14 protein-coding genes are annotated in these 14,314 nt (G+C 61.3%); 9 read left to right on the top strand and 5 right to left on the bottom strand.

Features of this window, described 5'->3' with window-relative positions; genetic code table 11:
- Positions 1-110: 110 nt before the first annotated feature.
- From C8N32_RS01170 to C8N32_RS14825, 3 genes are all read left to right on the top strand, one after another.
- Positions 111-1,130, top strand: coding sequence for a GSCFA domain-containing protein (locus tag C8N32_RS01170; RefSeq protein WP_107890635.1), 1,020 nt, complete (start codon positions 111-113; stop codon positions 1,128-1,130).
- Positions 1,127-1,918 carry an SGNH/GDSL hydrolase family protein gene (locus tag C8N32_RS01175; protein WP_107890636.1) on the top strand — a complete coding sequence of 264 codons (792 nt, stop codon included), beginning with the start codon at positions 1,127-1,129 and terminating at the stop codon, positions 1,916-1,918. Before C8N32_RS01170 ends, C8N32_RS01175 begins: the two co-directional genes overlap by 4 nt.
- A gap of 335 nt (positions 1,919-2,253) precedes the next feature.
- Positions 2,254-2,916 carry a hypothetical protein gene (locus C8N32_RS14825; RefSeq protein WP_146159665.1) on the top strand — a complete coding sequence of 221 codons (663 nt, stop codon included), beginning with the start codon at positions 2,254-2,256 and terminating at the stop codon, positions 2,914-2,916.
- A 392-nt stretch (positions 2,917-3,308) separates the two neighbouring features.
- Here C8N32_RS14825 and C8N32_RS01190 read toward each other — a convergent pair whose 3' ends face one another.
- The 4 genes from C8N32_RS01190 to C8N32_RS01205 form a co-directional block, all read right to left on the bottom strand.
- Positions 3,309-3,992: a response regulator transcription factor gene (locus C8N32_RS01190; protein ID WP_107890639.1), complete on the bottom strand. Its 684-nt coding sequence runs from the start codon at positions 3,990-3,992 to the stop codon at positions 3,309-3,311.
- Positions 3,989-5,644: a sensor histidine kinase gene (locus tag C8N32_RS01195; protein WP_107890640.1), complete on the bottom strand. Its 1,656-nt coding sequence runs from the start codon at positions 5,642-5,644 to the stop codon at positions 3,989-3,991. The genes C8N32_RS01190 and C8N32_RS01195 overlap by 4 nt, the downstream gene beginning before the upstream one ends.
- Positions 5,645-5,837: 193 nt before the next feature.
- The gene (locus C8N32_RS01200) at positions 5,838-6,629 is read right to left on the bottom strand and encodes an ABC transporter permease (RefSeq protein ID WP_107890641.1); all 792 of its coding nucleotides are present in this window, start codon (positions 6,627-6,629) and stop codon (positions 5,838-5,840) included.
- The gene (locus C8N32_RS01205) at positions 6,626-7,372 is read right to left on the bottom strand and encodes an ABC transporter ATP-binding protein (RefSeq protein ID WP_107890642.1); all 747 of its coding nucleotides are present in this window, start codon (positions 7,370-7,372) and stop codon (positions 6,626-6,628) included. The genes C8N32_RS01200 and C8N32_RS01205 overlap by 4 nt, the downstream gene beginning before the upstream one ends.
- Before the next feature lie 124 nt (positions 7,373-7,496).
- On the opposite strand from C8N32_RS01205, the gene C8N32_RS01210 reads away from it, so the two are divergent.
- From C8N32_RS01210 to C8N32_RS01235, 6 genes are all read left to right on the top strand, one after another.
- Positions 7,497-7,937, top strand: a complete 441-nt coding sequence (locus tag C8N32_RS01210) for a GFA family protein (RefSeq protein ID WP_107890643.1) — start codon at positions 7,497-7,499, stop codon at positions 7,935-7,937.
- A gap of 231 nt (positions 7,938-8,168) precedes the next feature.
- Positions 8,169-8,897 (top strand): response regulator, encoded by a 729-nt coding sequence (locus C8N32_RS01215; protein ID WP_107890644.1) that lies wholly within the window; start codon positions 8,169-8,171, stop codon positions 8,895-8,897.
- Positions 8,898-8,907: 10 nt separating this feature from the next.
- Positions 8,908-10,074, top strand: a complete 1,167-nt coding sequence (locus C8N32_RS01220; protein WP_244905884.1) for an FIST N-terminal domain-containing protein — start codon at positions 8,908-8,910, stop codon at positions 10,072-10,074.
- A 5-nt stretch (positions 10,075-10,079) separates the two neighbouring features.
- Positions 10,080-12,332: a PAS domain-containing hybrid sensor histidine kinase/response regulator gene (locus tag C8N32_RS01225; protein ID WP_107890645.1), complete on the top strand. Its 2,253-nt coding sequence runs from the start codon at positions 10,080-10,082 to the stop codon at positions 12,330-12,332.
- 46 nt (positions 12,333-12,378) lie between these two features.
- Positions 12,379-13,053 carry a hypothetical protein gene (locus C8N32_RS01230; RefSeq protein WP_107890768.1) on the top strand — a complete coding sequence of 225 codons (675 nt, stop codon included), beginning with the start codon at positions 12,379-12,381 and terminating at the stop codon, positions 13,051-13,053.
- Positions 13,050-13,400, top strand: a complete 351-nt coding sequence (locus C8N32_RS01235) for a hypothetical protein (protein ID WP_107890646.1) — start codon at positions 13,050-13,052, stop codon at positions 13,398-13,400. Before C8N32_RS01230 ends, C8N32_RS01235 begins: the two co-directional genes overlap by 4 nt.
- Positions 13,401-13,413: 13 nt before the next feature.
- Here the strand turns inward: C8N32_RS01235 and C8N32_RS01240 are convergent, their stop codons facing one another.
- On the bottom strand, positions 13,414-14,226 hold the full coding sequence (locus C8N32_RS01240; RefSeq protein ID WP_107890647.1) for a quinoprotein dehydrogenase-associated SoxYZ-like carrier: 813 nt from the start codon (positions 14,224-14,226) through the stop codon (positions 13,414-13,416).
- Between the last annotated feature and the right edge of the window lie 88 nt (positions 14,227-14,314).

Here is a 14,314-nt window from a genome sequence, read left to right on the forward strand (position 1 = left end):
CTTTTGTGGACGGAAAAATTTTAAGCAAAATCAGTCTTCTGGGCGGTTTCGCGCCGTGTTAGCTCGCCTGACGGGTGGCGCAAAGGGCCGCCCGGGAGAGTGCCCGCGCGATGTCTTATACCGATCTTCCCGACCGATCTTTCTGGAAACGCTGTCGGAGCCGGCCGGATTTCCGCTTTGGCGAAATCTGGCAGCCCGCTTTCGCGATTGATCCCGGTATGCCGGTCAGCACGGCGGGGAGTTGTTTCGCTCAGCATATCGGGCGGGAATTGCGCGCCTCGGACGCCGCTTTCGTCGACATGGAGCCGACCCCTCCGGGTATGTCCGGGGCCACCGCCGCGCGGTTCGGTTTTGGGCTTTATTCGGCGCGCTACGGAAACGTTTATACCACGGCCCAGCTTTTGCAGCTGGCCGGGGATGCCTTTGCCGCCCGTTTGCGCCCGGAGACGTTTTTCGAAAAGGACGGCGCGTGGTTTGACGGTTTGCGCCCGCGGATCGAGCCGGGCGGGTATGCCACCCGCGATCTTCTGGAAGCCGCGCGCCTGTCGCATTTGCGCAAGGTGCGGCAGATGTTTGAAAACAGTGCCGTTTTCATTTTCACTCTTGGCCTGACCGAGCGGTGGGAAGATGGCGAAACGGGCAGTGTTTTTCCCCTTTTTCCGGGTGCGGTGGATGGGGCTTTCGCCCGGCCTGCCCATCGGTTTCATAACGCCCGCGTGACGGAGGTGATCGCCGAGCTGGACCGCTTCATCACATTGGTGCGGGGTCACAATCCTGAATTGCGCTTTCTCTTCACCGTGTCCCCGGTGCCGCTTGTCGCGACGGCGACCGGAGGGCACGTCTTGCCTGCCACGGTCGGTGCGAAGGCGGTTCTGCGCACGGCTGCCGGGGAGGTTCAGGCGTGTCACAAGGGTTGCGATTATTTTCCCGCCTATGAGATCGTGACCGCCAGCCCGTTTTGCGGCGACGCCTTTGAAGCGGACCGGCGCAGCGTCAAGCCCGAGGTCGTGCGGCGTGTCATTCGGGTTTTCCTGACCGCGCAGGGGCTGACGCCATGCTGTGCGGAACCGGGCCCCGACGCCTTTGATGCAGTGTGCGAGGAAATCCTGCTGGATGCGGTGCGGCGATGAAAATCTGTGTTTTCGGAAATTCCCACACCGCCTGCCTGATCGAGGCGTGGCGGGCCGTGCGCTTGGGGGGTGAAATGGATTTCTTCGTTCAGGCCGGGACGGGGCCCGCAGGCATGCAGCTTGCCGATGGCCGGATCGAACCGGAGAGCGCCCGCCACCGTGCCTTTCTGGAACGTCTGGGCCTGCCGGTCCGGCTTGATCTGACGCACTATGATGCGCTGGCGGTTGTGGGGTGTGGGATCAGCAAGTTCCGGCTGACCGATGTGCTCAACTGCTGTCACGTGCTGGGGTGGCCCTGTCCGAACCCTTCGGACCTGCCCGTGATTACGGAGCCTTGCCTGCGTGCGGCTTTGTCCGACGCGCTTGCCGGGACGACAGGCGCTTCTCTGGTGCGCCGATTGCGGGCGGCGCGGGCCGATGTGCCCGTTTTCGCGATTCCCCAACCCGCCCCGTCGGAACGTTTGCTGAAAATGAGGTGTACCGGTGGGGGGTTTCGTCGTTTGATCCGGCAGGGGCTGGCGCTGCACGCGGCGGAGGTGTTCCGGCAGGTTGCGCGCGCGGTCTGCTCGGCGGAGGGGGCGGTGTTCCTGCCTCAGCCGGACGCTACGATGACCCACGGGATTCTGACGACCGGGTCGTTTTCCACCGCCGCGACGCGGCTGGTCGATCTGAAAACGCCGCACCCGGATCAGGATATCCTGCACGCCAACGGGGCCTACGGTGCCGTTGTGCTTGAGGCGCTGCAAGCCGCCCTGAGGCAGGGTGGGAAGCCCTGTATTCCCCGCTGAAACAGGCAAGGCGGTTACCCTGTCTTTACCGGCCTTTGGCAGTCTGGCATGTGGAGGTGCCGCATGCCGAATGTTTACCTGATTGCCGGGCAAAGCAACGCCGTCAACCTGTCCGATGACCTGCGGGCGGAGATCGAAGCGCATGATCCGGGCAGCATCGTCATATCGGTGGCCGCGGCCGGAGCCCCGCTGACCTGGGCGCGTGCCGGCGCCGACTGGGCGCAGGACGATGATCTGCGGGATGCGTTGTACAGCGCACTTGAGGGGGCGCTTGCCGCGCCCGATGCGCAGTTCAAGGGGATAATCTGGGTACATGGGGAGGCCGATACGCTGGAATGCGCGCGCAGCGGGTCCTATGCCGAAATGGCGGACGAACTTTTCAATGGACTCGGGAATCATCTGCGCGCCACCTTTCCCGACCGGCGGAGGCGCTGGGCGCGTTCGATATCTCTGTCCTGCAACTTTCCGGTCAGGCTCCGGCGGGCCCGAGCCGCGAGAACTGGAAGCGCATCATCGAAGAACAGCAGGATCTCGCCGAAATCCATGACCGTATCAGCCTGGTCGACCCTGATGGCGTGGCCCGCGATCACGCCATTTCCCCGGATCGGATGTTTCGCGACGATCTTCATTACAGTGATGCGCTTTTGGATGCTCTGGCGGGGGAGCTTGTCGGCAACTTGTCGGGGCGTGTGGAAGCGGAGCCTTTGCCGGATGCAGAGACCGTTTTGCACATCATGTCCCGGCTCTTCGCCTATGGCGGACGCCGTCTGGAGGAAGAGAGCGACTCGCCGGAGCCGGGCGCCCTTGCGGGCGATAGGGAAGGAGAAGTGTTTCACTTCCGCAGTGATATCGGCCCTGAACACGTGCAAGATCCCTACATAAGTGAGAGTGCTGCTCTCCAGCCCGCGATGTATTTGTCTGCGACACTGTTCGAGACGCCGGATTTCATGGCATCTGCGGAGGCCGACTTCTATGCCGAGGATGTCTTTTTGATCTGATCTGTACACCCATGGCAAATGTGCGGGCTGTTTTGTTTGTCCCGCTTCTGTCCGATGGCTGCGGTATAGGAAACCGGGGGGTGGCGGGCCGCGCGTCACGCGCGATTATCCCCGCAAGTGGGAAATGGCCTCTCAGGGGCGGCTTGTCATGACGGTGGGCACGCGGTGTAATTTCTTCAGGAAAAGAATATTTACATGGTGCAAGCCATCTTTGCCCAGAGTCCAGATCCTGTCGGATTTCCCGACAGGGGATTCGATGCGGGCGTACCGCCTGATCGGGTGCAATCTAAGCGGAACCGGGGGACAGGGCTGGCCGCCTGTGCCCGTAAGGTTGCCGGGGGTGGGCGATACCCGGCAGGTGCGCTGCGGGCCTTTTCCCGGCCGGGCCGGGCTTAGCCCCGGTCGCAGCGGGGGATCAGGCCGTCGATCTGAAAACCCTGATTGCGCAGGGTTCTGATCTCAAAGCCAAAATCGTCACGTTTCAGCTTTTTGCGCAGATAGCCGATATAAACATCTACAACGTTCTCGCTGACCGAGCCGTCGACCGCCCAGAGCGCGTCGAAAATCGTCCCGCGAGGCAGGGGGCTTCCGGCGTTACGGATCAGCAGCACCAGCAGCGCGGTTTCGCGTTCGGTCAGGTCCGCCCGGGCCCTCCCGCGCGACAGGGAACGCGCGCTCAGGCATAGCGTGGCGGGCAATGGCTGGGTCTGTTCTGCCCGCAGTTCCTGCACCTTGAGCCTGGCCACCAATTCATCGAGGCTGAAGGGCTTGACTACATAATCGTTTGCGCCAGCCTCCAGCCCCGCGGCCCGGTCTTCGACATCGGACAGGGCGGACAACATCAGGATCGGCAGTGTTGCGCCCCGTGCGCGCGCGTTGCGCACCAGGTCCTGCCCACTGTCGGCGCCCAGCATGACATCGACGATCGCCACGGAAAACGTACCGCTTTCCAAAAGCTCAAGCGCATGGTCGGCCCGGTTAGAGGCCTCTGCCTCATACCCGAAAAGGTGAAGGCCCCGCACCAGCGCCGAGGTGATTTCCGGGTCGTCGTCGACGATCAGAATACGGTTTTTCATGCGTTACTCTCTGGCTTCGCGCGGGGCAGGCGCACCGTGATTTTCGTGCCCGCGCCATTGCCCAGGGCGTCTTCACGGGGCAGGGGGCTGGTCAGGATGATCTCGCCGCCATGTTCCTCGACCACCCAACGGGCAAGCGCCAGGCCGATCCCGAATCCCTGCGGCCCACCGTTTCCACCTTGGGCAAAACGGTCGAAAATGCGTGCCTGGTCCGCCGGAGCGATTCCGTTTCCATTGTCGATGACGGAGATTTCAACGCTATGCGTTTCGTACGCGGCGCTCAGGGCAATACGACCGCCGGGGCGGGCGTGACGGATGGCATTGCGGATCAGGCTCACCAGCACCTGACGGATCCAGTTCGCATCGGCGCTCAGCCGGAGGGGGGGCGGGGTGCCGATGACGAATTTCATCCCGGCACTGTCGATTTCGGCGGCGACGTCTTGCTGTATCTCATCGAAAAGGCGCGTCAGGAGAACCGGCTGGGGATCCAGTTGCAACCTTCCGCTTTCGGATCGGGCCACTCGCAGCAGATCCTCGATACGGCGTGTCAGGCGTGCCGCGCGGGACTCGATCGTTGCGAAGGCGCTGCGCGGATCTTCTGTTCCCTCGGCTCCGATCCGGGCTTCCATCAGGATGACGGTCAGAGGGGTCCGAAGCTCGTGGCTGACATCGGCAAAGAACCGGCGGCGGTTTTCGTCAATTTCAGCCAGACGGGCATTGGCGGTGCGCAACGCTTCGGTACGCCGGGCGATGGTTTCGTTCAGGCGCAACCATTCAGCCTGAACCGCGCTGTGCCTTACAGACAGGGCAGAGGCCATGCGGTTGGTTTCCGCGTAGAGGTCCCCGATCTCGTCGATGTCGCCGGCGGGCAGACTGATGGCAAAGTTTTCCTGCCCGATCTGGTGCGCGGCCCGGCGCAGGGTGTCCAGCCGTGCGAATTGGGGCCGGATCAGGGCAAAATAAAAGGCAGCCACGGCCAAAACCGTCAGGGTGGCGATGGCAATGGCCGTCAGCCTGAGTACTGTGCGCTGGCTTTCGAGACCTGTCAGGATTTCATTACGTAACAGGAGTTCCGTATTGACGGCCTGCGCCAGCAATGGATCGAAACCCGCAGAAAAAACATCGATCGTGGTGCGCAACGCTGCGGAGTCGCGCCCTTCCGCCGCCAGCGCGCGGGTTGTGTTTTCCAAAAGTGCTTCCATCCGGGCAAGGCCGAGCGATTGCGTGCCGTAACGGGACTGGTCGTCCAGGCTCATCGTTTGGGATTTTGCAAGCGCATGTTCGAGGTCACGGTGCAGCGCGGCAAATGTCGTGTGCAACAGGCCGGAGATTGGTTGAATCCGCTCCTCGCGGGCCGCGGCGGGCAGGTCGCTCTGGACCGCCTCGCTCGCGATGACCAGATAGGTTGCCGCCTGGGCGGACAGCGTGGCATAGGCATCGATGCGGGCTTCTGCGGCCAGTGCCTTGTCCAGATGTGTCGCGACCTCCTCCATCCCGATCCACAGAATCGCTGCGGTCAGGAGTGTGCCGCCCCCCAGAAGCGCGGCCCCCAGCGCCAGCCGTGCCTTGAGGGACCGGAGCCAGGGAAGCCGGCGGCGCGAAAGCCCGGTTGCGCCGGCGTTGTGGGCGCTGTGGGGAGATGTCTCGTCCATACGTGCTCCCAGGTCCGCATATCGGGTTTGAGGTCATCGGGTTTGCTGGCCGCGCGTGCGAAGGGCGGCACGGGAGGAATGCAAGAAACCATACTGGCCGGATTTTTGTTTGTCGCCTGCGATGTCCGTGCCGCGTACACTGGCGGAAACTGGCGGTAAAGCCCGGCCCCTGCTGAAAAGCCGCGGGTGAGGGTCAGGGTTTGCGCCTGTTCAGGCCGCGGGCAGGGTCATACGCCCAGACTGCCAGCGCGGTGAACACCAGCGCGGATGTGGCCACCCATGCCAGCGCCCCCCAGTCGACCTGAAGATACAACGAGAACCGGATCAGTTCCACGACATGTGTAAACGGATTGCCTGCGCAGATATCGCGCAGCAATGACGAGCTTTCGGCCATTTTCCACAGTGGATAGAGGGCCGATGACAGGAAGAACATTGGAAAGATGACGAAGTTCATGATGCCGGCAAAGTTTTCCAGTTGCCGGATGAAACTGGACAGCAGCAACCCCAGTGCGCCCAGCATCATCCCGCCCAGGGCCAGTGCGGGCAGAACGGCGGCATATCCGAGGGGCGGCATGACAATGCCAAACAAGGCGGCTATCGCAAGGAACACGTATACCTGGAGGATGGAGATCGCCGTTGCGCCTGCCAACCGCGAGACCAGCAACCACCAGCGTGGGAAAGGGCTGGTCAACAGAAGCCGCATGGATCCCATCTCACGGTCGTAAACCAGGCTGAGCGAGCTTTGCATCCCGTTGAACAAGAGCATCATCGCGCAAAGACCGGGCATGATATAGGTCTCATAGGTGATATAGGTCTGGTATGGCGGGATGATTGACAGCCCCAATGCGGCGCGAAACCCCGAGGCGAACACCAAAAGCCAGACCAGAGGGCGCACAAGCGCGGCAAAAAACCGTTCCCGCTGATGGACGAAGCGCAGGAATTCGCGTGCGATAATGGCCCGGCTTACCCCCCAATACCCGTTCATTCCGCCCCCCCGGTTCGTTTGAGGAACCAGTCTGACAGGGGGGCGCCCTGGCGGATATCTCCGGTTATGCCCGCGGCGACGATCCGCCCCCGATGCAGTACCAGGAGGCGGTCCTCATCGCGGACCTCATCTGTGAGATGCGTTGTCCACAGGACGCAAAGCCCCTGGAGGGCGAGGTCGTGCACATGATCGGTGATGGACCGGCGTGCGGCGGCATCCAGCCCGACTGTCGGTTCATCCAGCAACAGCACTTTTGGGTCGTGCAGCAGCGCGCGGGCCAGTTCCATCCGGCGACGGTGCCCGCCGTTGAGGTCCCGGGCCTTTTCATCAGCCCGTTCGCGCATGCCCAGACGGTCGAGCGCGGCGTCGATACGGGGTGCCATCTGCGCCGGTGACAGGCCGTGGAGGGCCGCGAAATAGGCCAGATTTTGCCGCACCGACAGATTCAGATCCAGGGTCGGCTGTTGAAACACCACCCCAAGCCTGGTTAACGCGGCCCGCGGTGTCCGGGCCAGGTCATGCCCGCAGATGACGATCCGGCCTTCCCGTGTGACCAGAAGACGGGTCAACAAGGCGATAAGCGTGGATTTCCCTGCCCCATTGGGGCCTAGCAACGCAGTGAACGCGCCCGCTCGTACGTCAAGCGACAGGTTATCCAGCGCCACCTTCGCACCGTAGCGAAAGGTCACGTTGCGCACGCTCAGCCCGCTGTCCGCATTTTCGGTTTTATTCGGTCCGGTCATATCGATGTCAGAGCTTGCCCGGCGTGCCCGGCCTTTTCAAGCAAGGTGCGATACACACCTTAGTACGAATTGACGGGAATCACCGCAGGGTCTGAACTTGGAATCTCAAAAAAGGGGGAGTTTCATGGCGGATCATAAGTATCAGGGGGGCTGCGCCCATGTCACCGTCTATGCGGACGCGGAACCCATCGACAACCATGAGTGCCATTGCAACGTCTGCAAGTCGGTCACCAATCAGCAAACGACTCATGTGGTGTTTTTCAACCATGCCGAACTGAAGGCTTCGGATGAAAGTAACATGAAACGTGTACCGTTCAATGCAGCCAATCCCGACGGGCCGCTTGAAATCTGCCTGTGCAAGGATTGCGATGCCGTGCTGATGCTTGATGACAGGCAGAAACGCATTCGTGTCGCGGTGCCGAACATCATGGGATACAATCCAGCGCCGCCCGCCGCTTCTTATCACGCGTTCTGGGACCCTTCGAAAGGGTATCCGAAACCCGATGACGGGCGGCCGGTCTACGATGGCTTGCGTCCGGATTTCGTATGGCCTCCGGGCGCCTGACGCCTTGGCATGCGTTCCCGTGGCGGTCCTTCGCGGAGGGGGTGCCACGATACAGGCAAAGCGCGTGCGCGTGTCCGGGGCCGGAACGATTGAGGCTGATGGTCTGGTTCCCTTGCCGGAATGTATGTTCCGGGAGGGGGCTGTCGGCGGGCCACCGATCGGGGGGAGCCACATACTTGTTGGAAACAACGATCGGTTCCGATAGCCTTGCGCGTGGGAGGATCAACTGTCATGGCGCTTACAAACCCGTCTTTGACAGGGCGGCCGACGTGCATCCTGATCATCGACGACCATCCGCTCTACAGCGATGCGCTGGCCTCTGCCTTGCAGATGTGCTTCGAGGGATGTGCAATGCACCGCGCCTCCAGCATGGAGGAAACCGTTGCGGTTCTGGAAAGCGGTGTTGCGCCGGATCTGATCATGCTGGATTTGAAGCTGCCTGACGTGAACGGGATTTCAGGCTTCGAAAAGTTGCGGCAGCGGATGCCAAGGGCGCGTATCCTGGTAATTTCGTCCCTGGCCTCGGTGGAACTTGTGCAATCTCTTCTGGATCGTGGCGCGATGGGGTTTTTGCCCAAGGAAAGCCCGGCTTCGACCCTGCGCCATGCGGTCTCGGAAATCGCTTCGGGCCGACGCTACGTGCCCAGGGAATACCTTGCGCGCTTCGGCGGGCAAAGCGCCCGTTTCGACAACGGTGCCGATGTGTTCCAAACCAGCCAGGTGCTTGCCAGCCTGACGCCACAGCAAACCCGGATTCTGAAACTGATCCGCGCGGGGAAGCCGAACAAGCAGATCGCGTATGAACTTTCCCTGGCCGAGGCCACGGTCAAGGCTCACATCACGGCATTGTTGCGGCGACTGGGGGTACGCAACCGAACCCAGGCCGCCGTGATGGTCGAGGAACTCGAGGCACAACAGGCGGGCAATGAACAAGAGGTTCGGACTTTTTTGAGAAACTGACGGGGCCAAGGTGAACGAAAGGGTAAAAGAGGGAAAACCGCATTATCTCTCGATCGGGCGTGCTGTTTCGCAGGTGGCCGAAGATGCGGTCGTCAGGGCTGTAGAGGGCCTGGAAGGATCGCAGGCCTGTTTCGTTCTGGCCTTTGTCCCGGCCCATCTGGACATCGACGAAACCGTTGCGGCGCTGGGGCGCCATTTGCGGGGAATCCCCGTGTATGGTTGTACCACTGCCGGGCAGATCACGACGCAAGGATACGAAAGTGATGCGCTGCTGTTGCTGGCTTTTCCGAAGGAACATTTTCGCTGCGCATCGCTCCTTTTCTCGGATCTGGCACCGATTTCGGCGCCTGCAATTGGCGCGGCCGCCCAGAAACTGGCAGAGAAATTCCGCCATACAGTTGGCTGGAACCGCCTGGCCCTGATTTTCGCGGACGGCCTTTGCAAGCAGGAAGACCTTTTGGCCTCGACGCTGGAAACCGCTCTGGACGGGCTGCCGACCTTTGGCGGGTCGGCGGGCGATGGGTTCAGGTTCGAACGGACTTTTGTTCTGCATGGCGGGCGGGCCCATACCGATGCGGCGGTCCTGATCCTGCTGGAAACGGATCTGGAGTTTCAGGGGCTTGGCTTCGACCATTTCCTGCCTGTCGGCCGGCAGGTTGTCATTACCGGGGCAGATCCCGAAGAACGGCGCGTCTACGAGATAAATGGCGCCCCGGCCGCACTGGAATATGCGCGCCTTGTCGGCTGCTCTGTCGACCAGTTGTCCCCCGAGATTTTCGCCGAGAACCCGATGCTCCTGCGCCACAACCGGAAATACTACATCCGCGCTGTCCGCAACGTTTCCGAAAACCACGCCATTTCCTTTCTGGCGGCCATTGACGACGGGCTGATCCTGACCCTTGGGCGCGGACAGGCAATCATTGAAACGCTGGAAAGCGAACTTGACCTGGCCAATGACAATGGCAATCCACCGGATTTCATTCTTGGTTTCGATTGTGCCCTTCGAAAGCTCGAGATCGAACAAAAGCAACTCCACGAGCCGGTATCCGGCATTCTCAGGAAGCGGCGGGTCTTTGGCTTTAACACCTATGGCGAACAAAATTCCGGGGTTCACATCAACCAGACCTTTGTGGGCGTTGCTTTCTTCGAACCCCAGCCCCGGGCGCTGAACCTGTGAGTGAGATGACAGACCCTTCCGAACCGCCCGAGGTTCGGCTTGAGCGGCTGGAGAAAATCATCGACGCACTGATCCGCCGTGCCAACCGGCAAGACGATATCGGCCCTGCCGCCTTTCGGGCGTTCCAGTCGGCGATTGAGCTTCAGGAACGGGTGGAGGCCCAGACCCGAGATCTCGAGCGTGCGGAAACCGAGCTGGAGAGCGTGCGTTATGAACGCGAACGCACGCGGCGCAGCCTGGTTGATGCCTTGTCGTCCATGGCCGAAGGGTTTGCCCTTTTCATGGATGGAAAGCTGCATGTCACAAATGGCTTCATGGCCAACCTTTTGCCGGATCGCGCCGAAGATTTCGTTCCGGGTCTGGGGGTCAGCGGGTTTTTCAAACTGATTGCCGAAAGCAATGCCTTTACCTCTGCGGACCGTAACCTGCGTGAGGTTGGTGCACGTCTGTCGCGTCAAAACATGCAGGAGGACATGAAGGTTGTCGTGGAGCTGTCCGGGGACCGCTGGTACCAGTTGAACGCCCAGCACACGTCCGGTGAGAACCTTGTCCTGCTGATGACAGAGATCACCCAATTGGTGCGCCGCAACCGGCAGGAAAAAGAAACCCTGATCGATCTGCAGGAGGATTATCTGCGCGCGGTTTTCCAGCACATGAGCCCGGGCGTGTGCACGATTTCGGCGCAGGGTCAGATCTTGCTGTTGAACTTTCAGTTTCATGAACTGCTGGGAATTCCGCCCGCCGATCTGAAACCGGGTATGCGCATGGGCAAGATGATCGATCTGCTCAAGATGCGGGGCCTGTTGAGTGCGAGTGATGAGTTTCGGCTCAGCGTGTGGCGTAACGAGTTGCGGACACGGGGACAGGTGCGACGCCGGATCCGTCCCGGCGCGGGAAAGGTGTTGGAAGTCCGTGCCACCCGGTTGCCCGGCGGCGGCTTCGTTGTCGAGGTCAGGGACGTGACGCTTGAGGTGCGGACCACCGAAATGCTGGAAGAGCGTGTCAAGGAGCGCACGGTCGAACTGACCATGGCCAATGAAAGGCTGAGGATGGAATATCGCGAAAAAGCGCGGGTCGAGGAAGAACTGCGCATCGCGCGTGACCGGGCCGAAGCGGCGATTTCTTCCAAGACGCGGTTTCTCGCGGCGGCCAGCCATGACCTGTTGCAGCCGATCAACGCGGCGCAGCTTTTGATTTCGACGCTCCGGGAAACCACCCGGCAAAGTGCCTTCCACCCGATGGTGGAGCGGTTGTTCGGGGCCTTCGGGTCGGTGGAACAGTTGTTGCGCTCCTTGCTGGACATTTCCAGGCTCGAAAGCGCAGATGCCGATGCGGTTTCGATCGAACCGATCCGCCTGGATACCTTGATGAGCGGGATACAAGGCGACCAGGCGTTGATGGCAGAACAGAAGAACATCCGTTTCGATGTCGTCTTGTCTTCTGCTGTCGTGATCTCGGATTCGATCTACCTGTTGCGGTCGATCCAGAACCTCGTGGTCAATGCGATCCAGTACACGCCGCCGGGCGGGCGGGTGCTGGTGGGGTGCCGCCGGAAAGGCAAAGAAGTCGAGCTTCAGGTCTGGGACACCGGAATCGGGATTGCGCGGGCCGATCAGCTGCGGATCTTCGAGGAATTCACGCGCGGCGAAGGCGCCGGGCTGAGCGCGGGTGTCGGGCTGGGCCTGTCGGTCGTCGACCGGGCTTGCAGGCTTTTGGGGCACAAGCTTTTCGTGCGTTCCGCACCGGGGGTCGGGTCGATGTTCTCGATCACCATGGGCGTGGCCGAAGACGCACCCAGGCGGGGGGAGCCGCCGCGCGCGCTGACGCAGTCCGAAGACCTGAGGCTGGATCACATTGTGCTTGTGATAGAGAACGACGAGGACGTCCTTTACAGCACTACCAAATGGCTTGAACAGGCGGGCGCAAGCGTTCAGCCGGCCCGTTCGGTCCGCGAGGCGATCGAATTCGTCAACGACATGGGAATGCCCCCCGACATCATCCTGGCGGATTATCAACTGGATCAGGGAGAAACCGGGGTGGAGGCGATCTCATGCGTGCGTGCTTTGACCAATGCCCATGTTCCGGCAATCATGATTACGGCGAACCGCAGTGAAAGCCTGCGTGAGGCGGGTTTGCTCAATGACGTGTCGGTGATGGCCAAGCCCGTCAAGATGGCGCGCCTGAAGCAGCTCATCGACTGGAAGATCAAAATGAAGGGAAGGCGCAGGCTCGGGGGCACCGATAAAAGTCGGCAGTGACTGCTGTGCCGGACGGTATAAACTCGGACCCGGGAGGAATAGCATGATGAAACGACCGATCATCGCCGTGGCCGTGGCGCTTGGTGCCGCTATGGGGGCTGCCCTGGCCGCCGGGGCGCAGGAGACGAAGAGCTACGATCTTCTGTTTCGCAACGGAACGCTGGACACCGTGGGTCGGGATGCCGCGCTGGTCTATCGCCGTGAGGTAACCAGCCCGCTGGTTCCAGGCGCCGAAACCCGCGATAGCGGGCATGTCATGCTCAGTTTCAGTGCGGATGACATGTCGATGGTGGAACTGACACTGAAACAGGCGGGCGGGGATCGTGTCCTTGGGCGGTTTCCGGCCAGCGTTGGCAACCCGATGATCATGTATTTCTACGAAAGCGTCATCCGCGACATGGCCGAGGCGGCAGGCGGCAGTCCGTTTTACATCCGCAATCGGGTCAAGGAGGCGCTCGGCTCCCCCGCCGAAACACAGGCCGGTCAGGCCGTCCTGAACGGCCGGGTCATTCCGACCACCACGATCAGCCTGCGGCCTTTCGAATCCGATCCCAACCGTGACCGCATGAAGGGCTTTGACGATCTGGTGCTGCGTGTGGCCATGTCGGATGAGGTGCCCGGCTGGTATGTCAGCCTGATCGCGGAGGCTGGCGACGCCCGGACGCACGCCCAAGTCTACCGTTCGGTTCTGATTCTTGAAGGGGTTGGAGACACGCAATGAAACCGATATGGGCAAGCCTTCTTCCGGCGCTTCTGGCGGGCGCCGCCCTTGCGCAAGACGAGGCGGCGCGTTTGAATGACTATCCCACCGAAGCGCGTGCGGATTATGTTTTTGCCTGTATGGCCGCCAATGGTCAGAGCCGTGAAATGCTGTCCCGCTGTGCCTGTTCGATCGATGAAATCGCGGCGATCCTGCCTTACGAAAAGTACGTGCAGGCGGAGACGGTCCTGTCCATGCGCCGCGTCGGAGGCGAGCGCATGGCGATTTTCCGCAGTTCCGCAGAGGCCGAACACATGGTGGCCGATCTCAGGCGTGCACAGGCAGAGGCCGAACTGGTCTGTTTCTGACCCGCGCGCGTTTTCAGGTGGCAGGATTCTTGAGAAGGGTCGTTTCGAACCTGTTCCCCTCGGTGTCGGTGGCCTTTACCGTCAGCGAAGGTGCGCCATTGTCCAGATAGGAAAAACGGAACACCGGGTTTTCCGAAATCGAAATTCCGCCATCCATGGTGAATAAAACGTCTTCCCCCTGCCAGACTTCCAGGTGGTCTATGAAATGTGCCGGGATGAACAACTGCGTGATCTGATCCCGCTGAAGACCGGAATAATTCGGGTGGCGCACCATAACTTGTGCCTGGCGGCGCGCGGTCGAGACTGCGGGGGTGTCGCCGGTGTCGAACATTCTCAGCTTCATTTCGCCCATCGTGGCCAGCGCGACCTGCGGATCGCGCGAGGCCGGTGCCGAACAGCCACCGGAGGCCTTGACGTAGCGACCCGTCATGAACAGCCCGTTTTCCGTTTCGGCGATGACACGAATGTTGGAATACTGGTTCACACGCACGCGCATCTCGAAATCAAGCGGCGCCATCGCTTCGGAAAACGTGAAGGTTCCGGCGACCGGGGCGGGGTTTTCGTCGACGACAACGGAGATGTCCGTGATCGTTTGCGCCGGGTCTGTCTGGGTCAGAGTCACCGGGACGGTTGCGGCGTCATGCGCGCGGTAGGGGGCATCGACCACAAGCAACGTATCGCCATTCGCTGTTTCGGCATCCCCCAGAATGTCGTAGCGCAGGTCGTCCCATGTCGGGCTTTCGGCCAGCGGGTTGGGCACGGTCTCTGCGGCGGCGGTCGAGACCTGTACCACACAGGCCGCGACAGCGAGAAATCTCAGGGCCATCGCGCATCTCCTCACATGCGGCTTCGCCCGAATGCATATCACCAATTGCGGCTAGTGTATATCTGGACCTTTGTATGGGCCTTGTGCG

This window comes from Rhodovulum imhoffii, from assembly GCF_003046545.1.
Classification (GTDB): domain Bacteria; phylum Pseudomonadota; class Alphaproteobacteria; order Rhodobacterales; family Rhodobacteraceae; genus Rhodovulum; species Rhodovulum imhoffii.